This window comes from Monashia sp. HAY1-5C (assembly GCF_056755255.1).
The window spans coordinates 14,864-37,770 of record NZ_JBPGXG010000027.1 but is presented as its reverse complement, the minus strand read 5'-3'; the positions used below and the strand labels follow the sequence as shown (position 1 = coordinate 37,770).

The 22,907-nt window shown below is 74.6% G+C and carries 20 protein-coding genes; 8 read left to right on the top strand and 12 right to left on the bottom strand.

The features are described from left to right. The first annotated feature begins 20 nt into the window (after nucleotides 1-20). Complete coding sequence (locus ACR9ZK_RS06435; protein WP_481341063.1) at nucleotides 21-527, top strand: PPA1309 family protein; 507 nt, start codon at nucleotides 21-23, stop codon at nucleotides 525-527. Nucleotides 528-590: 63 nt separating this feature from the next. Here the strand turns inward: ACR9ZK_RS06435 and ACR9ZK_RS06430 are convergent, their stop codons facing one another. Then, nucleotides 591-1,730 (bottom strand): YlbL family protein, encoded by a 1,140-nt coding sequence (locus tag ACR9ZK_RS06430; RefSeq protein ID WP_481341059.1) that lies wholly within the window; start codon nucleotides 1,728-1,730, stop codon nucleotides 591-593. Between the two features lie 14 nt (nucleotides 1,731-1,744). After that, nucleotides 1,745-2,215, bottom strand: a complete 471-nt coding sequence (locus tag ACR9ZK_RS06425; protein WP_481341058.1) for a molybdenum cofactor biosynthesis protein MoaE — start codon at nucleotides 2,213-2,215, stop codon at nucleotides 1,745-1,747. Between the two features lie 116 nt (nucleotides 2,216-2,331). On the opposite strand from ACR9ZK_RS06425, the gene ACR9ZK_RS06420 reads away from it, so the two are divergent. Both ACR9ZK_RS06420 and ACR9ZK_RS06415 read left to right on the top strand, forming a co-directional pair. Then, nucleotides 2,332-4,158, top strand: coding sequence for a zinc-dependent metalloprotease (locus ACR9ZK_RS06420; protein WP_481341057.1), 1,827 nt, complete (start codon nucleotides 2,332-2,334; stop codon nucleotides 4,156-4,158). Next, on the top strand, nucleotides 4,155-4,751 hold the full coding sequence (locus tag ACR9ZK_RS06415; protein ID WP_481341056.1) for an NUDIX hydrolase: 597 nt from the start codon (nucleotides 4,155-4,157) through the stop codon (nucleotides 4,749-4,751). Before ACR9ZK_RS06420 ends, ACR9ZK_RS06415 begins: the two co-directional genes overlap by 4 nt. Nucleotides 4,752-4,851: 100 nt before the next feature. Here the strand turns inward: ACR9ZK_RS06415 and ACR9ZK_RS06410 are convergent, their stop codons facing one another. Continuing rightward, complete coding sequence (locus ACR9ZK_RS06410; RefSeq protein ID WP_481341055.1) at nucleotides 4,852-5,403, bottom strand: M48 metallopeptidase family protein; 552 nt, start codon at nucleotides 5,401-5,403, stop codon at nucleotides 4,852-4,854. A 189-nt stretch (nucleotides 5,404-5,592) separates the two neighbouring features. Here ACR9ZK_RS06410 and ACR9ZK_RS06405 point away from each other — a divergent pair, with 189 nt between their 5' ends. The 3 genes from ACR9ZK_RS06405 to ACR9ZK_RS06395 all read left to right on the top strand — a co-directional run bounded on the left by ACR9ZK_RS06405 (nucleotide 5,593) and on the right by ACR9ZK_RS06395 (nucleotide 8,431). After that, nucleotides 5,593-5,754: a DUF5679 domain-containing protein gene (locus ACR9ZK_RS06405; protein ID WP_020143053.1), complete on the top strand. Its 162-nt coding sequence runs from the start codon at nucleotides 5,593-5,595 to the stop codon at nucleotides 5,752-5,754. Nucleotides 5,755-6,012: 258 nt separating this feature from the next. Further along, nucleotides 6,013-6,978, top strand: a complete 966-nt coding sequence (locus tag ACR9ZK_RS06400) for a hypothetical protein (protein ID WP_481341054.1) — start codon at nucleotides 6,013-6,015, stop codon at nucleotides 6,976-6,978. Nucleotides 6,979-7,096: 118 nt separating this feature from the next. After that, the gene (locus tag ACR9ZK_RS06395; RefSeq protein ID WP_481341053.1) at nucleotides 7,097-8,431 is read left to right on the top strand and encodes an ABC1 kinase family protein; all 1,335 of its coding nucleotides are present in this window, start codon (nucleotides 7,097-7,099) and stop codon (nucleotides 8,429-8,431) included. A 37-nt stretch (nucleotides 8,432-8,468) separates the two neighbouring features. On the opposite strand, the gene ACR9ZK_RS06390 is transcribed toward ACR9ZK_RS06395, so the two are convergent. From ACR9ZK_RS06390 to ppk2, 6 genes are all read right to left on the bottom strand, one after another. Further along, the gene (locus ACR9ZK_RS06390) at nucleotides 8,469-8,714 is read right to left on the bottom strand and encodes a hypothetical protein (RefSeq protein ID WP_481341052.1); all 246 of its coding nucleotides are present in this window, start codon (nucleotides 8,712-8,714) and stop codon (nucleotides 8,469-8,471) included. A 219-nt stretch (nucleotides 8,715-8,933) separates the two neighbouring features. Next, nucleotides 8,934-9,068, bottom strand: a complete 135-nt coding sequence (locus tag ACR9ZK_RS06385) for a hypothetical protein (protein WP_481341051.1) — start codon at nucleotides 9,066-9,068, stop codon at nucleotides 8,934-8,936. 91 nt (nucleotides 9,069-9,159) lie between these two features. After that, nucleotides 9,160-9,447 (bottom strand): WhiB family transcriptional regulator, encoded by a 288-nt coding sequence (locus ACR9ZK_RS06380; RefSeq protein WP_481341062.1) that lies wholly within the window; start codon nucleotides 9,445-9,447, stop codon nucleotides 9,160-9,162. A gap of 284 nt (nucleotides 9,448-9,731) precedes the next feature. Further along, nucleotides 9,732-9,992 carry a hypothetical protein gene (locus ACR9ZK_RS06375; RefSeq protein ID WP_481341050.1) on the bottom strand — a complete coding sequence of 87 codons (261 nt, stop codon included), beginning with the start codon at nucleotides 9,990-9,992 and terminating at the stop codon, nucleotides 9,732-9,734. A gap of 140 nt (nucleotides 9,993-10,132) precedes the next feature. Further along, a complete protein-coding gene (locus tag ACR9ZK_RS06370) occupies nucleotides 10,133-12,322 on the bottom strand; it encodes an ATP-dependent DNA helicase UvrD2 (protein ID WP_481341061.1) in 2,190 nt (729 codons plus the stop codon). After that, on the bottom strand, nucleotides 12,319-13,170 hold the full coding sequence (ppk2, locus tag ACR9ZK_RS06365; protein ID WP_481341049.1) for a polyphosphate kinase 2: 852 nt from the start codon (nucleotides 13,168-13,170) through the stop codon (nucleotides 12,319-12,321). Before ppk2 ends, ACR9ZK_RS06370 begins: the two co-directional genes overlap by 4 nt. Before the next feature lie 102 nt (nucleotides 13,171-13,272). Between ppk2 and ACR9ZK_RS06360 the strand changes: the two genes are divergently transcribed. Further along, the gene (locus ACR9ZK_RS06360) at nucleotides 13,273-13,533 is read left to right on the top strand and encodes a mycoredoxin (RefSeq protein ID WP_481341048.1); all 261 of its coding nucleotides are present in this window, start codon (nucleotides 13,273-13,275) and stop codon (nucleotides 13,531-13,533) included. Nucleotides 13,534-13,577: 44 nt separating this feature from the next. Here ACR9ZK_RS06360 and nudC read toward each other — a convergent pair whose 3' ends face one another. Then, a complete protein-coding gene (gene nudC, locus ACR9ZK_RS06355; protein ID WP_481341047.1) occupies nucleotides 13,578-14,531 on the bottom strand; it encodes an NAD(+) diphosphatase in 954 nt (317 codons plus the stop codon). 155 nt (nucleotides 14,532-14,686) lie between these two features. On the opposite strand from nudC, the gene ACR9ZK_RS06350 reads away from it, so the two are divergent. After that, nucleotides 14,687-16,174, top strand: coding sequence for a phosphotransferase (locus tag ACR9ZK_RS06350; RefSeq protein ID WP_481341046.1), 1,488 nt, complete (start codon nucleotides 14,687-14,689; stop codon nucleotides 16,172-16,174). Nucleotides 16,175-16,180: 6 nt separating this feature from the next. Here the strand turns inward: ACR9ZK_RS06350 and ACR9ZK_RS06345 are convergent, their stop codons facing one another. Both ACR9ZK_RS06345 and ACR9ZK_RS06340 read right to left on the bottom strand, forming a co-directional pair. Beyond that, on the bottom strand, nucleotides 16,181-19,645 hold the full coding sequence (locus tag ACR9ZK_RS06345; protein WP_481341060.1) for an ATP-dependent helicase: 3,465 nt from the start codon (nucleotides 19,643-19,645) through the stop codon (nucleotides 16,181-16,183). 11 nt (nucleotides 19,646-19,656) lie between these two features. Continuing rightward, nucleotides 19,657-22,854, bottom strand: a complete 3,198-nt coding sequence (locus tag ACR9ZK_RS06340) for an ATP-dependent helicase (protein WP_481341045.1) — start codon at nucleotides 22,852-22,854, stop codon at nucleotides 19,657-19,659. Nucleotides 22,855-22,907: the final 53 nt, after the last annotated feature.

Genomic DNA, 22,907 nt, shown 5'->3' with positions numbered 1-22,907 from the left:
TCCGTCGTCGGCAGCGTCAGATGTGTATAAGAGACAGCCTCGACACCGAGCGTCACGTCGCCGCCGGCGGCTGGGACCAGCCGGCCCGGCTCTTCGCCCTGGTGCGCACCTCGGACCTGCTCGAGCGTGAGCCGCAGCTGCGCGCCGGCATGGGTCCGGCCGATCTCGCCGACGGGGCGCTGACCGCCATCGAACAGGACGGCCTGCCCCGGACGAGCTCGCTCGAGACGCTGCTCGGCCGAATCGCCTGGCCCGCCGAGGTCGCCGGCTGCGCCTTCGCCATCGAGCGGATGGTCGTGCCGCCCGAGGCCGAGCGCGACCTGCCGAGCCGCTCGGCCGACGCCGTCGAGGCGCTCGCCTCGCACCCGGACCGCAAGGACGTGCGGCTCGTCGTCGCGGTGCTGCGGGACGGTGCCTCGATCTGCCTGCTGCGCCAGCGGGACCACGACTCCGACGACGCCGTGGCCACCGGTCGCGACATCGCGCCCGGACTCGTCGAGGCCCTGCGCGCCACCCTCTCGGACTGAGCGAGGCTCCCGCCCGGGCCGAACCGCCCCCCCTGTCCCGGTGGGGCGGTGCTCCGTCCGGGCTCAGCAGTGCGGCAGGGAGCCCGTCTTGTCCTTCGCGATCGCCTCGACGGCGTCGCGGGCCTGGTCGAACGTCGAGACCTTGACGACCTGCAGCCCGTCGGGCACGTGGGCGACGACCTCGTCACAGTTGCCCGCCGGCGCCAGGAACCAGGTGGCGCCGTCGGCGCGGGCCCCCGCCAGCTTCTGGCGGATGCCGCCGATCGGCCCGACGTTGCCGGCGTCGTCGATGGTGCCGGTGCCGGCGATCTGGTGGTTGCCCGCGAGCGCGCCCGGCGTCAGCTTGTCGTAGATGCCGAGGCTGAACATGAGGCCCGCCGACGGGCCCCCGATCGAGCCGGCATCGATCTTCACCGTGGCGGGGAAGTCGTGCGCGAGGCTGAGGATGACCCCGAGCGCCGTCCGGCCGCCCTGCCCCTCGATGGTCGGGACGGTCACGGTGACGTCCTTGCCGCCGCGCGACACCGTCAGCTCGATGCTCTCGCCCGGTCGACGCTGCTGGAGCGCGGTGCGGACGTCGTCGGCCGACGTGATCTCGGTGCCGCCGACACGCAGGATCCGGTCCTTGGGCTTGAGCAGGTCCTTGGCCCTGGACTGGTCGGTCAGCTGGGCGATGACGATGTGGGTCGGTACGACCTTGCCGATGGCGCGCAGGGCGACCGCCGTGGCCTCCTCCTGCGACCCGGCCATCTGGACGGCGTTCTCCTCGGCGACCTGCTCCTCGCTGACCTGCGGGTCGAAGACGTCGTCGACCGGGTACACGTCGCGGGTCGGGTCGATCCACGCCCGCAGGACGTCCCACGCGTCGACCGGGTAGCCGGGCCCGCCCTCGACGCGGACGGTGGTGAACCGCAGCGCCCCGTCGGTCGGGTAGGTGGGCAGGCCGGTCACCGAGATGATCGGCGTCTTCTTGCCGTCGGAGGAGACGCCGAGGGTGTCCTGCGTCGGGCCGGGGCTCATGACCGCGTACGGCAGGTGCACGAGGGACCCGATGACCATCGCGACGAGGAAGGCGAAGAAGAGGCCGAGGACCGCCTTGTTCCCCCGGGTCAGCCGACCGTCGTCGCCGTGGCGGGGGTCGTGGACACCCGGGACGGACGCGCGGGGCACGGGCGGGTACGTGCCGGGCTGCTGGTCCGGCACGCGTCGGATCGTCCTCACGGCAAACCGACCCACTCGTCGGCGCCGTCAGTGAACTGCTGGTGCTTCCAGATCGGCACGCCGGCCTTGAACTCGTCGATGAGGGCCCGGCACACCTCGAAGGCCTCGCCGCGGTGCTCGGCGCTGACCCCGACGACGACCGCGAGGTCGCCGACCTCGAGGTGGCCGACGCGGTGGACGACCGCGATCCGCACGACCCGACCGTCCGCGGCGTGCTTCTCGGCGAGCGCGCGGGCGACCTCGGCGGCCTGCGGGTGTGCCGTGTAGTCGAGGTGGCTGACGCCCCTGGCGTGCTCGCCCGTGCCGCCGCCCTCACCCGCGGCCCCGGCCGGGCGGTCGTGGTCACGGACGGTGCCGATGAACAGGCACGTGCCGCCGGCGCGCGGGTCGGACACGCTCGCGAGCACCTCGTCGACCGACAGAGGTGACTCGCGGATCTCGGCAAGGGTGACCGTCACGCGCGCCATCGTATGCTGCCGGGCCGCGCCCTCGCGTCCGGTCGCCGCGACCACGGGGGAACCAACCCGACCGGTCCGTGGTTGTCTTGGAGAGACAACCGACAGCGGCGATGGGGATGAGCAGGATGGCCGACGACCGAGGTTCCCGGCACGACGACGGACACGACGACGAACGCGACGACGAGCAGGACGGACCCGACGCCGGGCAGTCCGGCGGTCGGGCGGACGCGGGTGACGAGGCAGGCGGCTCGGCCGGTGCCGAGACGGGTCACCCGAGCGGTGACGCGGCGTCCAGCGGCGACCCGACGGTGCCGTCGATGCCGTCGATGCCGTCGGTGCCCTCCGACCCCTCGGGGCTCTTCGGGGCGGACAGCCCGTTCGGGCTGCCGCTGCGTCGCCCCGGGGGCGGCGACGTGCCCCCCGCCGACATCGGCGCGATGCTCGAGCAGGTCCTCGGCGAGGCTGCCGGCAACCCCGAGCTCGCGGAGGCGATGCGCAGCATGGGCGTCGACCTCACCGACCCGGCGACCCAGGCCGCGATGCGGGCCCAGCTCGGCACGTTCATGGCCGCCCAGCAGTCCCCGACCGGCTCGCGCGACCTCGCCACCGACGTCGCCCGCAAGCACGTGCTGGCGGGTGAGGGCAACGACGTGCACGACGACGCGGCGTCCCGCGCGGTCGTCGACGCCGTGTCCGTCGCCTCCCTGTGGCTCGACGAGCAGACCACCCTGTCGACGCCGGCCTGGCGTGCCACCGGCCTGAGCCGCGCCGAGTGGGTCGAGGCGACGATGCCGCGCTGGTTCGACCTCATCGAGCCGGTCTCGGACGGCGTCACGGCGGCGACGTCCGACGCGCTGCGCAAGCAGGTCGGCGAGCTCGGGCCCGAGGCGTTCGGTGACGCGCTGCCGCCCGGTCTGCCGGCCGGCTTCGACCCGCGGGCCATGGTGGACCAGTGGGCGCCGATGCTCGGCAACCTCAGCCGCCAGATGTTCTCGGCCCAGCTCGGCCAGGCCGTCGGCACGCTCGCGACGGAGGTCGTCAGCGGTACCGAGGTCGGGCTGCCCCTGACCGAGCCCGGGGTCGTCGCGCTGCTGCCCGGCAACGTCGCCGCGCTCGCCGATTCCCTCGAGATCGACATCGCCCAGGTGCGCCTCTACCTCGCGGTGCGCGAGGCTGCGCGCGTCCGGCTGTTCGCCGAGGTGCCGTGGCTCGGCCCACAGCTGCTGTCGGCGGTGTCGGACTACGCGCGCAACATCACCATCGACACCGACGCCATCGAGTCGGCGCTCTCGACGATCGACCCCTCGGACCCCGAGGCGCTGCGAGCCGCCTTGCAGGGCAACCTGTTCCGGCCCCAGCCGACTGCCGCGCAACAGGCGGCGCTCGACCGGCTCGAGACCCTCCTCGCGCTCGCCGAGGGCTGGGTCGACCACGTGACGGACCGCGCCACCTCGCGCCACCTGCCGCAGTCGGCGGCGCTCGCCGAGACGATCCGTCGGCGTCGCGTCGGGGGCGCCGCCCAGAAGACGTTCGCCGGGCTCGTCGGCCTCGAGCTGCGCCCGCGCCGGCTGCGCGACGCGGCCAACCTCTGGGCCGCGCTCGAGGACGCGGGCGGGGCGTCGCTGCGTGACGGTCGCTGGGCCCACCCGGACCTCGCCCCCACCTCACGCGACCTCGACGACCCGATCGGCTTCGTCGAGCGGGTGCGCGGTGGGTCGGCCGGCGTCGGTGGGGCCGGTGACGCCGGTGGTGGCGGCGAGCTCGGCGACCTCGACTCCGTGCTGCGCGACATCCTCGAGGACGCCGAGCGCGAGCGGGGCCGCGATGCCCGACCGGGCTCCGCCGGAGAGGCCGATGGCTCCAGTGGCTCCAGTGGCTCCAGTGGCTCCAGTGGCTCCGGTGACTCCAGTGACTCGGGCGATCCCGGGGACCTCCCCGGTCCGCCTCGGTGACCCCGAGGGACAGCAGCGCGGCACGTCGCGGGGTCGGCGAGGCGTGGCTGCGGCTGCGTGCCGACGCGATGGCGCGCCTGGAGTCGTGGCAGGCGCCCGACGCTGCCCAGGAGCGTCTCCGGGTCGAGTTCCTCGACCATCTGGCCGCGCACCCCGACGCCATGAGCAAGCAGGGACCACCGGCGCACCTGACCGGCAGCGTCGTCGTCCTCGACGACGAGGGCGCGCGCACCCTGCTCACGCACCACCGGCGCGCCCTGGCGTGGTTCCAGCTCGGCGGTCACTACGAGGAAGGCGACGCGTCGGTGTGGCACGCCGCCTGCCGCGAGGCCACCGAGGAGTCCGGCATGGACGCCCTCACCGTCCTGCCCGGCATCGTCCACCTGGACCGGCACGCCCTCGTCGGCGACTTCGGGTCGTGCCGCGAGCACCTCGACATCCGCTTCGCGGCCGTCGTGCCGCGTGGCGCCCGGGCCAGGGTCAGCGACGAGTCGCTCGACGTGCGCTGGTGGCCGGTCGAGGCGCTGCCGGAGGGGACCCGGGACGAGCTGCGTCCCCTCGTCGAGGCCGGGAGGCGCGCCCTGCGCGGCTGACGCGTCGGCCGCCGGGCACGGCACGGGCACACGGCGCCGGGTGGCCGAAGGCTCCGGGGACACGGAGAGCACCGCGGCAACCGCGGACACCGGCGTCGGTTCAGTCGTCGCTGAGGTCCAGCCCCGCCGCGGCGGAGACGCCCTGCAGGTAGCCCCGCGCCCGCTCCAGGCGCGGATAGCCCTCGAGGAGCGCCCAGAACTGCGGCCCGTGGCCGGGCTGGAGCAGGTGGGCCAGCTCGTGGAGGAGCACGTAGTCGACGACCCAGGACGGCATGCCGTGCAGCTTGTCGGACAGGCGGATCGTGCCGTCGGCAGGTGTGCACGAGCCCCAGCGAGACGCCTGGTTGCCGACCCAGCGCACGCTCGAGGGCACCGCGCGGCCGCCGAGGTGGTCGCGGGACAGCTCGAGGGCCCGACGCTCGAGGTCGGTGTCGCTGCGCTGCCGGCGCCGTTCCGACGCGGCGACGCGCGCCACCATCGTGCGCACCCACTCCCCCTCCTCCGCCCGGCTCATCCGGGCCGGGACGAGGACGACGAGGCGTCCTTCCTGCCGGTAGGCCGAGACGGTGCGACGGCGACGCGGGCTGCGGCGGACCTCGACGGCGACACCGTCGACCACCGTGTGCACCACCTCGCGGGACGCCACTGCCATAGGGGCAGGCTAGGCCAGCACACCGACAGCCGCCCGCAGCACGGCGCGGACGCGCTGGAGCAGGGGGCTGTACCGCATCGCCGACGCGCGCGCCCAGCGGGGGATGAGCATGATTTCGTGCTCAGCGTGCTCTAGGGTTGCAGGAGTCGAGGCGCCCGTCGGATGGGCGCCAGCTACAAGGAGACACCAATGGCTGACGAGACCTACAAGGGCGAGTTCTACTGCGTGAAGTGCAAGGAGAAGCGCGAGGCCGAGGGCAAGGTTGTCGTGTCCGACAACGGTCGCCGCATGGCCAAGGGACAGTGCCCCGTGTGTGGCACGAACCTCAACCGCATTCTGGGCAAGGCCTGACCAGGTCGCGACGGCGTCGCTGACGCCGTGTGACGAGGGGCGGGACCCGACGGGTCCCGCCCCTCGTGCGTGCCGAGCATCGTGCGTGCCGAGCCTCGTGCGTGCCGTGCCTCGTGCCTGCCGAGCCTGCCGGCCGGGAAGGCGGGCCCGGGCCTGTGGACGACCCGCTCGTGGCCCGCTCGCGGCCTGCCAGCCTGAGCGGGTCCGGACCTCGCCCGCCGAGGACCGGCGTCGCCGCTCGACCCGCCTGGAGGCCCGATGTCCTCGTTCCCGGTCCCCGACCGTCCTCGCCTGCCCGCCTGGCTGCGGCCGTACGTGCGGCGTCCCGGCGAGATCCAGTTCGGCCTCCTGCCGGGGGCACCCGTCGTCGAGGGCGTCACACCGGCCGAGGCGAGCCTCCTCGCCGGTCTCGACGGGTCGCTGACGAGCGACCAGACCTACGCCGTGGCGGCCGGCGCCGGGGTGGCCCGCCGCCGCTGGCGTGACGTGCTCGCGCTCGCGGCGTCGCTCGGCGTGCTCGTCGAGGCCTCCGCCGCGTCCGGGTCGCCCGCGTCCGTGCGCCGGCCGGGCCGTCCCGCCCTGCGGCAGCCGACGGCCCGGCGGAGGGTCCTCGTGGACGGGGACACGTCGCTGGCCTCCGACGTCGCGGCCGCGTTGCGCGACGCCGGGGCCGGCCTCGTCGTCAGCGACCGGTCCGACGTCGACCTGGCCCTCGCCGAGCCCGCCCGCGACGCGCCCGCGCTCGTCGTCCTCGTCGGCGCGCCTCTCGTCGACCCCCGTCGCGGCGACGTGTGGCTGGCGCACGGCGTGGCGCACCTGCCGGTCAGCGATGCGGGCCCGTGCGCGACGGTGGGTCCGCTCGTTCCGGCCGACGGGTCCGGGCCGTGCCTGTGGTGCCTCGAACGGCACCGCACCGACCGCGACGACGCCTGGCCCACGGTCCTCACCCAGGCGATGCGGCACGACGACGCGGCGCCGGCGGGCACCACGGTCACCGGCCGGTCGCCCTGGCGCGAGCCCCTCGCACCCGGACTGTCCCAGCTCGTCGCGGGTGCGGTGACCCTGCTCGCCGGACGCGTCGTGCGAGGGGACGCCCTGCCCGGCGGCGTCTCCGTCGAGGTCGCCGTGCCCTGGCCGCGGATGGACCACCGACGCTGGAGCCCGCACCCGCTGTGCACGGCCCACCCGCAGGCGCGGACCCCGACGGACCGGTGCTCGGCCTGAGGGCTGGGGCCCAGGCGTCCGTCCGTGCCGCGAGACCGAAACATCTAGAGTCGGGGCAGGGCCTGCCGACCGACGGGCCCAGCCGTGCCGGAGGACGCGTCGAAGGAGGGTGTGCCCGGTGACCGACCTGCCGCGCAAGGCCGTCGTGCGCTCGGCCAAGCTCGCCTCGGTGCCCCTCGGCTTCGCCGGCCGCACCGCACTCGGCCTGGGCAAGCGTCTCGGGGGCCGCCCCGCAGAGGTCGTCACCGCCGAGCTGCAGGCCCGCACCGCCCAGCAGCTGTTCCAGGTGCTCGGCGAGCTCAAGGGTGGCGCGATGAAGTTCGGCCAGGCGATGTCGATCTTCGAGGCGGCCCTGCCCGAAGACCTCTCGGGCCCCTACCGCGCCATGCTGACCAAGCTGCAGGACAGCGCCCCACCGATGCCGACGAGCTCTGTCCACGGCGTGATGCGCACCAGCCTCGGCCCACGCTGGCGCAGCCGGTTCGTCTCCTTCGACGACCACCCCGTGGCGTCGGCGTCCATCGGCCAGGTGCACCGGGCGGTCTGGAGCGACGGCCGCGAGGTGGCGGTCAAGATCCAGTACCCCGGCGCGGGCGCGGCCCTCATGAGCGACCTGCGCCAGATCTCGCGGGTGGCGCGGGTGGCGGCGGGGTGGGTGCCGGGGATCGAGCTCGGACCGATCCTCGACGAGCTGCGCGAGCGGATGGCCGAGGAGCTGGACTACCGCCTCGAAGCCCGGTCCCAGCAGGCGTTCGCGGCGGCCTTCCGGGACGACCCCGAGTTCGCGGTGCCCGACGTCGTCGAGGGCGCCGAGCACGTCATCGTCTCCGAGTGGCTCGAGGGGCTGCCGCTGTCGCGGATCATCGACTCCGGCACGCGGGAGCAGCGCGACGCCGCGTCGCAGCTCTACCTCGAGTTCCTCCTCGCCGGACCGGCCCGGGCGGGACTGCTCCATGCCGACCCGCACCCGGGGAACTTCCGCATCACGCCCGACGGGCGCCTCGGCGTCATCGACTTCGGTGCCGTCAACCGGCTGCCCGGGGGCATGCCGCCCGAGATCGGCCCGCTGCTCACGACCGGTCTGCGCGGCAGCGCCGAGGAGGTGCTCGAGGGCCTGCGCCGGCTCGGCTTCGTCCGTTCGGGCATCGACATCGACCCCGAGCGGCTGCTCGACTACCTCGAGCCTTTCATGGCACCGTTCCGCACCGACGAGTTCACCTTCAGCCGGGAGTGGCTGCGGGGCGTCTTCGCCCACATCAACGACCCTCGCCAGCCGAACTACGCGGTGGCCTTCAAGCTCAACCTGCCCCGGGAGTACCTGCTCATCCACCGCGTCTGGGGCGGCGGCATCGGCGTGCTCTCGCAGCTCGGGGGCACCGTCCGCGGGCGCGAGGCCGTCGACGAGCTGCTGCCCGGCGCCGACCTGCCGCCGATCGACGACGCGGACGCTTAGGCGGGCACCGGCTGCGTCGCGGTCCCGGCGCGCGGCATCACCACCAGGCGGGGTCGAGCTTGCTCTCGATCGAGCGGAGGTGCTCGCGGCTGCAGGCCTCGCACGTCCACGTCGTACGGCCGCGTTCGGTGCCCCGGCCCCATGACAGGAGGGCGGCGGCACGGGAGGGGCCGGAGGCGACCCGTCCGCACGAGCCGCACACGAGGGCGGCTTCTGCCGGGTCGGGGTCGGTGCTGGGTGTGGCCGCCGTGTTCTGCGCGGCGTCGGTGCTCGAGGTGGCCATGGGGGTCTCCCTTCTCCTCACTTCGAGTATCCGCCGCTGGCGCGTGTCGTGTGGGCACCACGCCCAGAACAGGACCTCACACCGGCGACGGCGCCGAGGTCCCGACGGTCACCGGCCGGGGACGCGAAACCGCGGGTGACGTTCGCGTCACCCGCGGCTCGCTCACTCGGTTCGGTTGTGGGGTACTGCTCGTGACGTCCTGCTCCTGCGGGACCAGCGTCACTTCTCGTGGTGGCGTCGACTGGCGCGGATCTCCTGCGCGATCAGCCGGGCGCTGCGACGGATGCCGCTGCGCTCCGAGCGCTGACTGCGCTGGTTGATCCGGTCGCGAGCCAGCATCTCGAGCTGGTTCATGACGGTCTCCTCGTCTGGGAAGAAAGTGGGTGGTCGTGTCGTGGTCGGTGGTCCGGCTGGCCATGTGGATCGCGGTGCGTCACAACGGAGCTCAGGCGGCCACGGGGTGCTTGCGCGGACGGCCGCGGGGTCGCTTCCTCGCGACGACGGCGCCCTGGACGAGCAGCTGCCCGCCCCAGACACCCCACGGCTCCTGGCGCTCGAGGGCACCGGCGAGGCACTGGACCCGCGCCGGGCAGAGCCCGCAGAGGGTCTTGGCGAACTCGACGTCCTCGGGTCGCTCGGCGAACCAGAGCTCGGCGTCGTAGTCGCGGCAGGGGATGGTCTCCCCGACCTGCTGCGCCTCGGTGCCGAGGTCGAGCATCTCGCTCAGCTGCATCGTTCTCACCTCCGTCTCCTGCACGGTCGTCGTCGACCGTTGCGTCTCACTCGTCTCTGTCCTGGCCCGAAGGCCGGCACCCGTGGTGCGGCTCTCGGTCCTGCTGCTCGGCATCCGGGGAGTCATGTGGGTTCCCTGATCTGTCTGGCACCTGTGGGTGCTGCTGGTGATGGCTGACCGTGTGGCTGTGGTCGGGTGGAGCGGCATACGGCTGTGAGAAACGACAAAGGCCGCGAACCCGGTGATGTCGGGTTCGCGGCCTGGAGGTGAGGCTCGGTCTGTGTCTAGACCGGTGGCCTCCCAGAGCGGGAGCGAGCGACATCGATGGTCTTGTAGTCCGGGTCGAACGTGCGGGCGGCGGCCGGGACGAGTCCCTCGACGAGGGAGCCGGCACCGGCGACACCGCGGCCCTGACGGGCGGCGAAGGACACAGTGGTCCCCTCGCCCTGAGCACGGTTGTCCGCCATGAGGATCTGGCCGACCGGACGCAGACGCACGGAAAGAACGCAGGACACTGCGTTCGTCGTCATCGTGGTGATGTCCATCAGGTCAACCCTCCTCACTGTGGCTCGCGGTCGCCGACCGGCCACCTGGGCCGTCGGGCTTGACGTCGTCAAGGGTACGCGGGCCCCGAGCGACCGAACAACTGATTTATCGAAGATTTCGGAAGTTTTTTCAGGCAATCTCAAGGATCTGGCGATTCCTTTGCGGCAGAACGCCTTTCAAGAAGCTCTTCGACATCTGCGCCCTTCAGGACGGCGAGGACGTCGGCGCCGTACTGCTCGATCTTGCGAGCCCCGACGCCGCTGATTCCGGCGAGTCCCGCCTCGTCCGAGGGCGCCTCCTCGGCGATCGCGGTCAGGGTCGCGTCGGTGAACACCACGTAGGCGGGCACGCTCGCGGCTCGCGCGACGGCGAGCCGCCACGTGCGCAGCCGCTCGAAGGTGGCCTCGTCGTAGGTCGGAGGGCACGCGTCGCAGCGGCCCGTCTTGCGCTGGGCCGCGGTCGTCAGCTCGGTGCCGCAGCCGCGGCAGAACGCCAGACGCGCCTGCTTCGGGGCGCTGCGCCGCGACCCGCCGCTCCTCGCCTCCGCACGGGCGCCGGCACCGAGGATGTCGGCAGCCGGCGCGAGGAAGCGCGAGACGCGTCGGGTCGCTCGGGCGCCCGGGGTGCGTGCCGAGGACCAGGAGATGTGCAACCGACGCCGGGCCCGCGTCAGCCCGACGTAGAGAAGGCGCCGCTCCTCCTCGACGGCGTCGGGCCCCTCGGCCATCGAGATGGGGATGAGGCCGTCGGAGGCCCCGACGAGGAACACGGTGTCCCACTCCAGGCCCTTGGCGGCGTGCAGGCTGGCCAGGGTGACACCCTGCACGGCGGGCGCGTGCTGCTCGGCGGCCCGCCGGTCCAGCTCGGCGACCAGCTCGGGCAGTCGCGCCTCGGGAGCTGCGGCGGCGAGCTCGTCGGCCAGGGTCGCGAGGGCGCTCAGCGACTCCCAGCGCTCGCGCGTCGCTCCCCCGCCGGCCGGCGGCTCGGGCGACCAGCCCGCACCGGTGATGACGTCACGCGTCAGGCTGCCGAGCGACTTCTCGCCCTCGTCGCCGCGGGCGGCTCCCCGCAGCAGCAGGATGGCGTCGCGCACCTCCTTGCGGGCGAAGAACCGCTCGCCGCCTCGGACGAGGTACGGCACGCCGACATCGGTGAGGGCCGACTCGAAGGCCTCCGACTGGGCGTTGGTGCGGAACAGCACCGCGATCTCGGCCGGCGCGTGCCCGTCGTCGACGAGCGCGCGGACCCGCGCGGCGACTCCGGCTGCCTCGGCGGGGTCGTCGGCGTAGGACACGAGCTCGGGGGCGGGGCCGTTGCGCCCCTGCGCCTGCAGCCGCACCGCGCCCTCGCGCGCCGCCTGCGTGCCGGAGCCGACGACGGTGTTGGCGAGGGCGACGATCTGGGGCGAGGACCGGTAGTTGCGGACGAGGCGGACGACGTGCGCGCCACGGAAGCGCCTGGGAAAGCCGACGAGGTGGCGGGGGCTCGCGCCGGTGAAGGAGTAGATGGTCTGCGCGGGGTCGCCGACGACGGTGAGGTCGTCGCGCTCGCCGAGCCACAGGTCGAGGAGTCGCTGCTGCAGGTCGTTGACGTCCTGGTACTCGTCGACGACGAACTGCCGGTACTGGGAGCGGACGGCGCGCGCGATGTCCTCGCGCTCGTCGAGGATGCCGACGGTGAGCAGCAGGACGTCCTCGAAGTCGATGACGCCGCGCCGCTGCTTGACGTCCTCGTAGGCCTCGAAGAGGCGGGCCATCGCCGTGTGGTCCACGCCCGGCGGTTCGCGGCGCGCCTCGCGCGCCCGCGTGGCGTAGGACTGCGGGGTGAGGAGGTTGACCTTGGCCCACTCGACCTCGGCCGCGAGGTCGCGGATCGTCGTGCGGTCGAACTGCATGCGCAGCCGGGAGGCCGCCTCGGCGACGGCCGGCGCCTTGTGGCTCATGACCTCCGGCGCCGCCCCGCCGATGGCCTGCGGCCAGAAGTAGTGCAGCTGGCGCAGCGCGGCTGCGTGGAACGTGCGCGCCTGGACGCCGGCGACACCGAGCCCGCGGAGTCGAGTGCGCATCTCCCCCGCGGCGCGCGCCGTGAAGGTGAGGGCGAGGACCCGCTGGGGCTGCTGGGCACCGGAGTGCACGGCGTAGGCGATGCGGTGCGTGATGGCGCGCGTCTTGCCGGTACCGGCGCCCGCGAGGATGCAGAGCGGCCCGGGTGGCGCGACCGCGACCTCCCGCTGCTCGGGGTCGAGGCCGGCGAGGACGTCGTCGGCGGACGGTGCGCGACCTGCGGAGGTCGTGGGGGCATCAGGGCCTGCGGGGCGTGCGTGGCTCAGGACCGATCACCCTTCGAGCGCTGGTCGGCCGCCGCGAGGACGTCCGCGGCGTGGTCGGGCACGTAGTTCTGCTCGCTCTGGGGCGGCCGCTCGTACCCCCGCGGGGCCGGACGGTCGGGCACGGGGGGCACCTCGGGGGTCATCGGCTCGTGCGGGATCGAGGTGAGCAGGTGGTGCATGACGTTGACCCGCGAACGCCGCTTGTCGTCCGACTCGACGACGTGCCACGGCGCCCAGTCGGTGCTCGTCGCGGCCATCATGCGGTCCTTGGCCTCCGAGTAGTCCTCCCACCGGGTGATGGACTCGAGGTCCATCGGGGAGAGCTTCCACTGCCGCATCGGGTCCTTGGCGCGGGAGCGGAACCGACGCTCCTGCTCGACGTCGGAGACGCTGAACCAGTACTTGCGCAGGACGACACCGTCCTCGACGAGCATCCGCTCGAACACGGGGGCCTGGGCGAGGAAGCGGTGGTACTGCTCGTCGGAGCAGAAGCCCATGACGTGCTCGACACCGGCCCGGTTGTACCAGGATCGGTCGAACAGGACGATCTCGCCGGCCGCCGGCAGGTGGGCGATGTAGCGCTGGAAGTACCACTGGCTGCGCTCGCGGTCGGTGGGCGCGGGCAGCGCGGCGATGCGGGCCACGCGCGGGTTGAGGTACTCGGTGATCCGCTTGATCGCCGAGCCCTTGCCGGCGGCGTCGCGGCCCTCGAAGACGACGACGACGCGCTGCCCGGTGGCCCGCACCCACTCCTGGAACGCGACGAGCTCGACCTGCAGCCGCCGCAGCTCGGTCTCGTAGGCCTCGCCGTCCATCTTGGGAGGTCGTTTTGCACCGCGCGAGGCCATGGAGTCATCCTTGCACCGAGGGACGACACGTGCGACGGGCCGTCCCCAGCCGGCACGAGACCGCGTCCGGCCACGGACGCAGACGAAGGATGAAGGAACAGCATGCCCAAGGTGACCCCGGACGAGGGCTCGATCACGATGTTCACCACGACGTGGTGCGGCTACTGCACGCGGCTCAAGGGTCAGCTGACGCGCGAGGGCGTGCCGTTCACCGAGATCGACCTCGAGGCCAACCCCGAGCACGTCGACTTCGTCGAACAGGTCAACGCCGGCAACCGGACCGTGCCGACCGTCGTCTTCCCGGACGGCACCGCCGCGACGAACCCCTCGCTCGCCGAGGTCAAGTCGCGCCTCGCGGTCTGACGCGTCCCGGCGCGTCGGCGAGGACCTCTTGGCGGGTCACCGGCTCACCAGCGCGGTGTCGCGCCGCCGGTGACCGACTCCACGGTGGCACCGAGCCACCGCTCGATGATCCGCTTGGCGATGGAGATGCCGCTCGGGGTCCGGATCGTCCCGCCGGCCAGCAGGTCGCGGTACTCCTGCCGCGTCACCCAGCGGGCCTCGGCGATCTCGGCAGGGTCGGGCACGAGCTCGGTGTCGGTCGTCGAGGCAGCGAAGCCGATCATCACCGAGGACGGGAACGGCCAGGGCTGGTTGCCGAGGTAGCGGGCGGCATCGATCGCGATGCCGACCTCCTCGCGCACCTCGCGTGCGACCGCGGCCTCGAAGGACTCCCCCGGCTCGACGAAGCCGGCCAGCACCGAGAACCGGCCCTCGGGCCACTGCGCCCCGCGTCCGAGCAGCAGCCGGTCCTCCGGGTCGACGACGGACATGATGACGGCGGGGTCGGTGCGCGGGTAGTGCTCACTGCCCTCCGCAGTGCACCGGCGCACCCAGCCGGCCTGGACCGCCTCGGTCGGGGCACCGCACCGGGGGCAGAACCGGTGAGCGGCGTGCCAGTGGGCCAGGGCGAGCGCCGTGGTGAACACCCCGGCGTCGCGCGCGGCCATCGCCTCCCCGGCCTGCCGCAGCGTCAGCCACCCGTCGGCGCCCGCCGCGGCGTCGGTGTCGGGCTCCGCCGTCGCGACGACGGCGACGTGTGCCGCGCCGTCGGTGTCGCGTCCCAGGTGCAGGACGAGCCGGCCGGCGTCGGCGTCCTCGGGCGCGCGCACCGACAGGGCGAGCGCACCGCTGCCGTCCTCGACGACGTGCAGCCGGTCTCCCCTGACCTCGACGACCCGCGTGCGCGGGTCCTCGAGCAGGGTCGCGACGGCGTCCGGACGCTGCCGCTCGTGGGCGACACGGTCGAGCGTCCCCCGTGACAGCGCGAGATCGCGCAGGATGTCGTCGACCTCGCTCACGCCTCCACCCTAGGGTGCGCCCCACGGGACCCGCGGGCGGCGGTGCGGCCGTGCGGCGGCACGGCGGTACGGCGGCACGGCGGTACGGGCGGCACGACCCGGCCCGTCCCGCCCACCTCCCACGATCCGGCGGGCGCGCGGCCTACCGTGGACGCGTGACGCGCAGCCCCCTGTTCCTCGCCGCCCTGGCGAGCTCGGCCGTCCCGGGCCTGGACCCGGTGTCGGTCAGGGGTGTCGCCGCTCGCACCGACGACCGCTTCGAGGTCGCCCACGTGCGCGACCGCCAGGACCGCGAGTGGGTCGTCAAGGTGCCGCGCACGCCGGCCGCCGGCGCCCAGCTCGACGACGTCGTCGGGCTCTCGGCCCTGCTCGCCAGGCGCCTCGACCTGGCCGTGCCGGCCTACCAGGGCCATGCGCCCGTCGCCGAAGGACGTGCCGCCGTCTACCCGCGTGTCGAGGGGCGGCCGCTCGACTTCGCGGCCCTGCCTCCCGGTCCGCTCGCCGAGGCCGTCGGTCGCGCCCTCGCCCACGTCCACAACCTCGAGCACCTGCTGTACGAGGAGGCGGGGCGACCGACCTACGACGCCGAGACGCATCGGCGCCGGCGGCTGTCCGACCTCGACCGGGCTGCCGCCACTGGACACGTGCCGACCGGCCTGCTGACGCGGTGGGAGGGCCTGCTCGAGGACGTCTCCCTGTGGCGGTTCGCCCCCACTGCCGTCCACGGCACGTTCGTCGGCCCCAACGTGCTGGCCACCTTCGACGACGAGGACGACGCGTCCAGCGGTCGCGTCGTCGGCCTCCTCGCGTGGGAGGAGTCGCGGGTCGGGGACCCCGCCGACGACTTCGCCGACCTCGTCGCCACGCTCGACCCCGACACCTTCGACGCCGTCCTCGGCGCCTATGCCCGCTCTCGCGTCGAGCGGCCCGACGGCCATCTCGTGCGCCGGGCCCGGCTCGCCGCGGAGATGGCCGTCCTCTCGACGCTCCTGCAGGCGTCCGCGGAGGGACGCACCCGAGCCGTCGAGCGCACGGCGGCCCTCCTGCGCGAGCTGGACGAGCGCACGGAGGACCTCGACGCCGAGTACGCGCGCGAGGACGCCGTCCGCAGCGAACGGACGCGCACCGCCCACCCGGACGAGGGCACTGACGGCCTGGACCCCGACGAACCCGAGCAGCCGCGGCCGGGCCACGACGTCCCGACGGCCGACGTGCCGTTCCCGATGCTCGCCGAGACCCAGGCCGTGCCGATGGCCGCGTTGCTGCGCGACGACCCCGAACCTGCCTCCGGCGCCCCGGCGGGCACCGGCACCACCGAGCCCGATGGGGCGACCCCTCAGCGGTCGTCGCACCGCCAGGCGGAGACGGTCCTCATCGACCCGGCCGTGCACGCGCCGCCGGTCGACGGCCACCCCGGGACCCCGCAGGCCGGTACGGGTCTGCAGGACGACCCTCGCGCGCCGGAGGGCGCCGACGCGCCGGAGGGTGCCGACGCGCCGGAGGGTGCCGACGCGCCGCAACGGGCGGGCGGCGTCCGACCGGAGCCCGTGCCCTACCTCGACGCCACGGACTCGTCGGCGTTCGAGATCGACGAGGTCGAGGCGCTGCCGGAGCCGTCGACCGACGTGGGCCGGGGCGGCTGAACCGGCTCAGTCCGGCAGCGTCCGCAGCAGGTCGAGCAGCTCCTGCTCGCGCGGCAGGTCGGGTCTGACGGTGACGCCCTCCGCCGCGTAGTAGAAGGCGGCGTCGACCTGCTCGGGCGGCACGCCGCGCAGTCGGGCGAAGGCGAGGGCGTACGCGCCGAGCTGCAGGGCCCGCACGGCCGCGTCGCGGCCGCTGGGCCGCGCACCGGTCTTCCAGTCCACGACGGTCCAGCCACCGTCGGCTCGCCGGAACACCGCGTCGACGCGACCGCGGACGGCGATGCCGTCGAGGACGGTCTCGATGGACAGCTCGACCTCCTCGGGCACGCGCCCGGCCCACTCGCCGGCGAGGAAGTGCTCCTTCATGGCCTCGAGGTCGGCGTCGTCGGCCGCTCCCTCGTCGGCGCTGCCGGGAAGGTCGAACAGGTCGACGATCGCGGCACGCGAGTAGTGCTCCTCGACCCAGGCGTGGAACGCCGTGCCCTGCCGCGCCGCGACGGCAGGGGGCTGCGGCATCGGTCGGCGCAGCGTCATGGCGAAGGCCTCGACGTCGCGGGCCAGCAACACGACCGCCGAGGCCGACAGGTGCCGGGGGACGTCGACGACGGGATCCTGGCCGCGGGCCCGACGTGCGTCCCGCTCGGCGAGCAGCAGCCGGAGGTCACCGAGCCGCGGGTCTCCCTGTGGCACAGGCACTCCCGCCTCGATGACCGACGCGAGGCGGGACGCCGCAGCGTCGAGGGCTGCTCGCCGGTCGCCCATCGGGTCGTGCGGCCAGGTGGCGGAGACGGGGACAGCGAGGTGCGGGTTGGTCGGCGGCGTGGCCCTGCCCTCGTCGTCGAGGAGCGGCTCGGGGGCGCGCTCCCAGTGGCTGCGGGTGACCTCGGCCGGCATCGCCTCGCACACCTCGGTGAGGAAGCGCGAGGGAACCGAGAGCGTCTTCTTCGTCGCACCCCAGACGTGGCAGGACAGCAGCATCTCCGAGCGGGCGCGGGTCAGGGCCACGTAGGCGAGGCGGCGCTCCTCGGCCACGGCGTGCCGACCACCCTCGAGGACGAACGCCTCGATGGCGGCGCCGAGCGCCTTGCGGTCCGGCGCGGTGCGCCAGTCGAGGACCGGCAGGCCGTCGCGGTCGCCGCGCAGGTCGTAGGGCACGGAGTCGAGGCCGACGAGCCACCCCTTGTCCTTGGGTTCGCCCGCGCACGCGTACTCGACGGGGTCGGCGTTGTCGACGAGGGACACCGACGTGGCCGAGTGCGCCGGGAAGACACCCTCGACGAGCGAGGGGACGGCCACGACGTCCCACTCGAGGCCCTTGGCCGCGTGCACGGTGAGCACCTGGACGGCGTCGGCATCGGTCTCGACGTGACCGGCGTCGAGACCCCGCTCCTGGTCGCGCGCCGCGTCGAGCCAGGACAGGAAGCCCGACAACGTCGGGCGGTCCGAGCTGGTGGCGTACCGGGCGGCGACGTCCGCGAAGGCGTCGAGGTGGACGCGAGCCGTGGACGCGGTGTGCTCGGCGCGCGCGAGCACCTCGACGTCGAGGCCGATGGCGACCTCGGCCTCCGCGACGAGGTCGACGAGCGGGAGCGCGGTGAGGCGTCGCAGACGGCGGACGACGTCGGCGAGGTCGTGGAGGCGGCGCAGCGCCTCGTCACCGATGCGGGCGCCGTCGCGGCCGGTCCAGCCGGGCCGAGGCAGCTCGTCGAGGGCCTCGACGAGCGTGGCGGTGTCGGCGCTGTCGGCCGCGAGGTCGGAACCGCGGCGGTCGGAGTCAGCGCCGTCGGCGGTCTCCGACGCTGCAGGGCCGATGCCGACGCCCTCGGCCGTCGCTGCGGCCGGGAGGTCGCCGATCGGCAGCGCGGCCTGGGTCGTCGGCGCCGCGCCGACCCGCCAGGGCCGCGCGTGCAGCTCGCGGGCCCACGACCACAGGCCGGCGAGGTCGGCCGCGCCGAGGCGCACGACCGGGCCGGTGAGCAGGCGCATGAGCATGTCACCGCGCGTCGGGTCCTGGACCACCCACAGCGCCGCGACGAGGTCGCTGACCTCGGGTGTCACGAGCAGGCCGCCGAGCCCCACGACCTCGACCGGCAGGTTCTGCCGGCGCAGCGCCTCGAGGACGAGCGGGAAGCTGGACCGGCGGCGGCAGAGCACCGCTGCCGAGCGTCCGGTGCGCCGACCGGACGGGCTCGTCCACCGGCTCGCGATCCACGCCGCCACGTGGTCGGCCTCGGCTGCCGCGGTGTCGAGGCGCGCCACGGTGATGGCGCCGCGGCCGGCGTCGGGACGGGCTCGCAGGGGTTGCACGTGCTCGGTGGCGAGCGGGCGTGCCGTGACGTTGGCGGCCTCGAGGATGGCCGCGTCGTTGCGCCAGCTCGTCGACAGCGGCAGCACGGCGGCCGGCCCCGACGCGTCGGCGAACTCGACGGGGAAGCGCAGCAGCGTCGTCGCGGACGCGCCGCGCCAGCCGTAGATGGACTGGTTCGGGTCGCCGACGGCGGTCAGGGCGACGGCCTCGTGGTGGAAGAGCGCACGCAGCAGTACCAGCTGGGCCTCGGAGGTGTCCTGGAACTCGTCGAGGAGCACGGCCCGGAACCGCTCCCGCTCGGTGGCGCCGACAGCCGGGACCGACCCGGCGAGCCGTGCCGCGACGGCCATCTGGTCGGCGAAGTCGAGCGACTCCCGCTCTCGCTTGAGGTCGAGGAAGGACTGGACGATCGGCAGGACGGCGCGCCGCTCGCGCAGCACGGCGAGGGCGTCACGGGCCGGAGTGGTGCTGCCGCGGCCCTCGCCGTCGGGCAGGCCCTCGAGGCGCGCGATGACGGCATCGAGGTGCTCGATGACCTCGGCCGGCGTGCGGACGTGCTCGGCCATCTCGCCGGCGAGCGCCATGACCGAGGAGATGACGGTCGACTCGCTCTTGACGACCTCCTCCATCGGCCCGTCCCAGCGCGAGACGGCCTCGGCCGCGAGCTGCCAGGCCCCGGCCTCGGTGAGGACCCGGTACTCCGGCTCGATGCCGACGCGGAGGGCGTGCTCGCGCACGAGCCGACCGGCGTAGGCGTGGTAGGTCGAGACCGTCGGCGTGCCGCCGAGCACCTCGGCCCCGGTGCCGTCGTCGGCGGGCGGCTCCCAGAGGCCGGCGCGCACGAGCCCGCGCAGGCGCTTGCCGATGCGCTGGCTCAGCTCGGCGGCGGCCTTGCGGGTGAAGGTGAGGCCGAGCACCTGGTCGGGGGCGACGAGGCCGTTGGCGACGAGCCAGACGACGCGGGCCGCCATCGTCTCGGTCTTGCCCGACCCGGCGCCGGCGACGACGAGGAGCGGTCGCGGCCCGGCCTCGATGACCGAGGCCTGCTCGGCGGTCGGCGGTGGCATGCCGAGGGCGCGGGCGATGTCGAGGGCCGAGTGGCGGGGTGCGGAGCCGGCCGCAGGCGGCGACACCGGTGCCGTGCCCGCTGTCACGGCGTCCATCGTCGACGTGCTCACAGGGCGTCTCCCTCCGGCTGGACCGGGCACGAGGAGCGGACCGGGCACGTCTCGCACGCCGTGCCCTGGGCGGCGACGAACTCCGCGGCGCCCATCCCCTCGGCCGTCGACTCGACGAGGGCGCGGGCCCAGGCCGGGTCGGGGCTGGCGTCGAGGGCCGGCTGGTCGAGGACGCTCGGCTTGAGGCCGGACAGGCCCGCCTTGCCGATGAAGACGAGGGCGGCACCGGCGCTCTGCGACCCGAGCTCGGGAAACCCCTTCTCCTGCACGGCGACCTGGTAGGCGCCGAGCTGCCCGTGCGCGGCGAGCTCGGCGCGGGACGGCTTCGAGGAGCCCGTCTTGAGGTCGACGATGCGGATGCCGCCCGACGCGGCGCGCTCGATGCGGTCGACGCGGCCGCCGAGCAGCGCGCGGCCGACCTTCACCCTGAAGTCCTTCTCGATGCCGACGCGCTCCCACGTGCCCTCGGCGGCGTCGCGGTAGGAGACGAAGCGGGCCACCATGTCGTGCGCCTCCCGGCGGGTGCGCTCGGTGGTCCACCCGGGACGGAGTCCCAGCCGCCCCCAGCGTGCGTCGACCTCGGCGCGCAGCTCTGCGAGGGAGGCATCGGGCAGCTCGGCGACGACGTCGTGGACGAAGGTGCCGACCGAGGCCGCACCGAGCTGGGTGCCCTCCCCGCCCACCGAGGCGAGGAACCAGCGCAGCCCGCAGTCGGAGAAGTAGGTGACCTTCGACGGCGACACCGGGACCGGCTCGTCGGGTCGACGCACCGGCCGGTCGTCGGTCAGCGACCGCAGCGCCCACCACGACGCCGGGTCGGCCCCCCGCACGCCGGCCTGGGCGGCCGCGGCGAGGACGGCGAGCGCCGGTTCGGCGACGCCCGGGTCCGGGTGGACCGCCTCGCGGCGCAGCTCGCCCACGAGGCCGGACAGGGTCATGGTGCGGGCGACCTCGGTGTGCGGGCGGACCTCGGCGGCCACGCCCTCGCCCTCGGGCGGGTCGACGAGGTCGAGGTAGACCGAGGGTTGCTCGTCCTCGTTGCCCACCGCCGTGACGAGGAGCCGCTCGGTGGCCCGGGTGACGGCGACGTGGAACAGCCGGGTCTCGTCGTAGCGCACCTGGGCCTGCGCGGCACGGAAGCCGAGCGGACGGTCGGCGACGGCCGCCACGAGGTCCTCGGAGCCGAGGACCGAGCCGCGCAGGCGCAGGTCCGGCCACACCCCCTCCTGGACGCCCGCGACGACGACGATGCGCCACTGCCGCCCGGCGGCGGACTGGGGCGTGAGCAGGCTGACGCTGCCACCGGCCTGCCCGCGGGCGGCCAGCGTGTCACCGGGGACGTCCTGGCCCAGCACGTGGTCGAGGAACTTGTCGGGCCCGGCGGTCGGCAGGCGGTCGACGTAGGCGGCGGCCGCGTCGAAGAGCGCCAGGACGGCGTCGAGGTCGCGGTCGGCACGCTCGCCCGATGGGCCACCCGCGAGCGCGGTGCGCCGCCACGCCTCGGCGACGCCGGCGCCCTGCCACACGGCCCAGAGGACGGTCTCGGCGGTGACGCCGCTCGCCCACCGGCCCTCGGGCGTCAGGCGGGCCGCGGTGGCGCCGGAGGCGATGGCGTCGGCCACCCGGGCCGCGGCGCGGCCCACGGACCCGAGGAGGTTGGCGCGGTGCGGCTCGAGCAGGAGGTCGGCGAGCAGCTCGTCGCTGGACCGCCCGCCACCCGACGCGAGCTCGTCCTGTCGCAGCACCCGCCGCAACCGCCGCAGAGCCACGGCGTCCGAACCCCCGAGGGGCGACAGGACGAGGTCGGCGGCGCGGGTCGGGTCGATGACGTGCCGTCCGCCCGCGACCTCGGCTCGCGCCACGGCGAGGGACTCCTCGAGGATCGCGAGCAGCGGCCGCACCGCGCCCTCGTCGCGGACGGGGGTCTCGGCGGTCGCGGCGGACACCGGGACCCCGGCCTGGGCCAGGGTGCGGCGCAGCGAGTCGGCGCGGCCGGAGCCGCGGACGATGACGGCCATGTCGGTCCACGGCACGCCCTCGACGAGATGGGCGCGGCGTAGCACGCTGCCGATGTGGGCAGCCTCCTGGGCCGCCGAGCGCAGCAGCGCCACGGCGACCCGCTGGTCACCCCGGGACGCGTCGGCCTCGTGCCGGCGCTGGTCGCCACCGCCGAGCGCGCCGATGCGCCGCGCCACCTGCTCGGCCACGGCGTCGAGGACGGGGCCGAGACGGTGGCCGTGCTCGAGCACGACGGTGTCGGTCGAGGCCGGTGGCGCCGACGAGCGCCCACGGGCGTCGGCGAGCGCCTCCCAGCCGTGCGCGAGGAACCTCGGGTCGGCCCCCCGGAAGGTCTGCACGGCGACGTCGGGGTCACCGAGCAGCACGACGCGGGGCCCGCCGGGCGCGAGCACGCGCAGCAGCCTCGCCGCGGCGGCCGTGACCTCCTGCGCCTCGTCGACGACGACCATCGCGAGGCGGTCGTGCAGCCGGTCGAGGGCATCGGGGTCGTCCTCGAGCAGCTCGGCCACGGCCGTGAGCACCCACGCGGGGTCGTAGGAGCCGTGCCGGCTGAAGGACGTGACCTGGTCGTACTCACGCAGGACGTGCGCGGCCGCCACCCACTCGGGGCGGTCGTGCTCGACCCCGAGCCGATGCAGGTCGTCGGGCCCCTGCCCGTGCTCGACGGCGCGCATGAGCAGGTCGCGCAGCTCGTTGCGGAAGCCGCGCGTCGTCAGGGCGCCGCGCAGCGCGTCCGGCCAGTTGGGTCCGGGCACCTCGCCCGAGGCGTGCCCGGCGAGGAGGTCGCGCAGGATGACGTCCTGCTCGGGGCCGTTGAGCAGGCGCGGGCTGGGGTCCCCGTGCAGCGCCGCCTCGGCGCGCAGGACCCCGAAGCCGAACGCCTGCCACGTCCGTGCCAGGGGCTCGGTCGTCGTGCCCCCGAGCCGGGCGGTGACCCGCTGGCGCAGCCCGGCCGCCGCCGACCGGCTCGAGGTGAGCAGCAGACAGTGGTCGGCGCGGGCGCCGCGACGCCGGACGGCGTCGGCGACCAGCTCGACGGCCAGGGTGGTCTTGCCGGTGCCGGGCGAGCCGAGCACCCGCAGGACGCGGGCCCCGGAGTCGAGCGCGGCCTGCTGCGACGCGTCGAGGCACACCTCCTGGGCGACCGGGGCCGGAGCGCGACGGAGGATGACCACCGGAGGATTCCATCACGTCGCACCGACACCGGCGCGGCGCCGTGCGGACAGCG

What these genes read in the sequence shown, in the direction of transcription:
- ACR9ZK_RS06405 (WP_020143053.1), top strand. Translation starts at nt 5,593, where the DNA reads ATGGCTGACGAGACCTACAAGGGCGAGTTCTACTGCGTGAAGTGCAAG.
- ACR9ZK_RS06425 (WP_481341058.1), bottom strand. Translation starts at nt 2,215, where the DNA reads ATGGCGCGCGTGACGGTCACCCTTGCCGAGATCCGCGAGTCACCTCTG.
- ACR9ZK_RS06380 (WP_481341062.1), bottom strand. Translation starts at nt 9,447, where the DNA reads ATGCAGCTGAGCGAGATGCTCGACCTCGGCACCGAGGCGCAGCAGGTC.
- ppk2 (WP_481341049.1), bottom strand. Translation starts at nt 13,170, where the DNA reads ATGGCCTCGCGCGGTGCAAAACGACCTCCCAAGATGGACGGCGAGGCC.
- ACR9ZK_RS06345 (WP_481341060.1), bottom strand. Translation starts at nt 19,645, where the DNA reads ATGGACGCCGTGACAGCGGGCACGGCACCGGTGTCGCCGCCTGCGGCC.
- ACR9ZK_RS06400 (WP_481341054.1), top strand. Translation starts at nt 6,013, where the DNA reads ATGTCCTCGTTCCCGGTCCCCGACCGTCCTCGCCTGCCCGCCTGGCTG.
- ACR9ZK_RS06420 (WP_481341057.1), top strand. Translation starts at nt 2,332, where the DNA reads ATGGCCGACGACCGAGGTTCCCGGCACGACGACGGACACGACGACGAA.
- ACR9ZK_RS06385 (WP_481341051.1), bottom strand. Translation starts at nt 9,068, where the DNA reads ATGAACCAGCTCGAGATGCTGGCTCGCGACCGGATCAACCAGCGCAGT.
- ACR9ZK_RS06360 (WP_481341048.1), top strand. Translation starts at nt 13,273, where the DNA reads ATGCCCAAGGTGACCCCGGACGAGGGCTCGATCACGATGTTCACCACG.
- ACR9ZK_RS06435 (WP_481341063.1), top strand. Translation starts at nt 21, where the DNA reads ATGTGTATAAGAGACAGCCTCGACACCGAGCGTCACGTCGCCGCCGGC.
- ACR9ZK_RS06410 (WP_481341055.1), bottom strand. Translation starts at nt 5,403, where the DNA reads ATGGCAGTGGCGTCCCGCGAGGTGGTGCACACGGTGGTCGACGGTGTC.
- ACR9ZK_RS06390 (WP_481341052.1), bottom strand. Translation starts at nt 8,714, where the DNA reads ATGGCCACCTCGAGCACCGACGCCGCGCAGAACACGGCGGCCACACCC.
- ACR9ZK_RS06375 (WP_481341050.1), bottom strand. Translation starts at nt 9,992, where the DNA reads ATGGACATCACCACGATGACGACGAACGCAGTGTCCTGCGTTCTTTCC.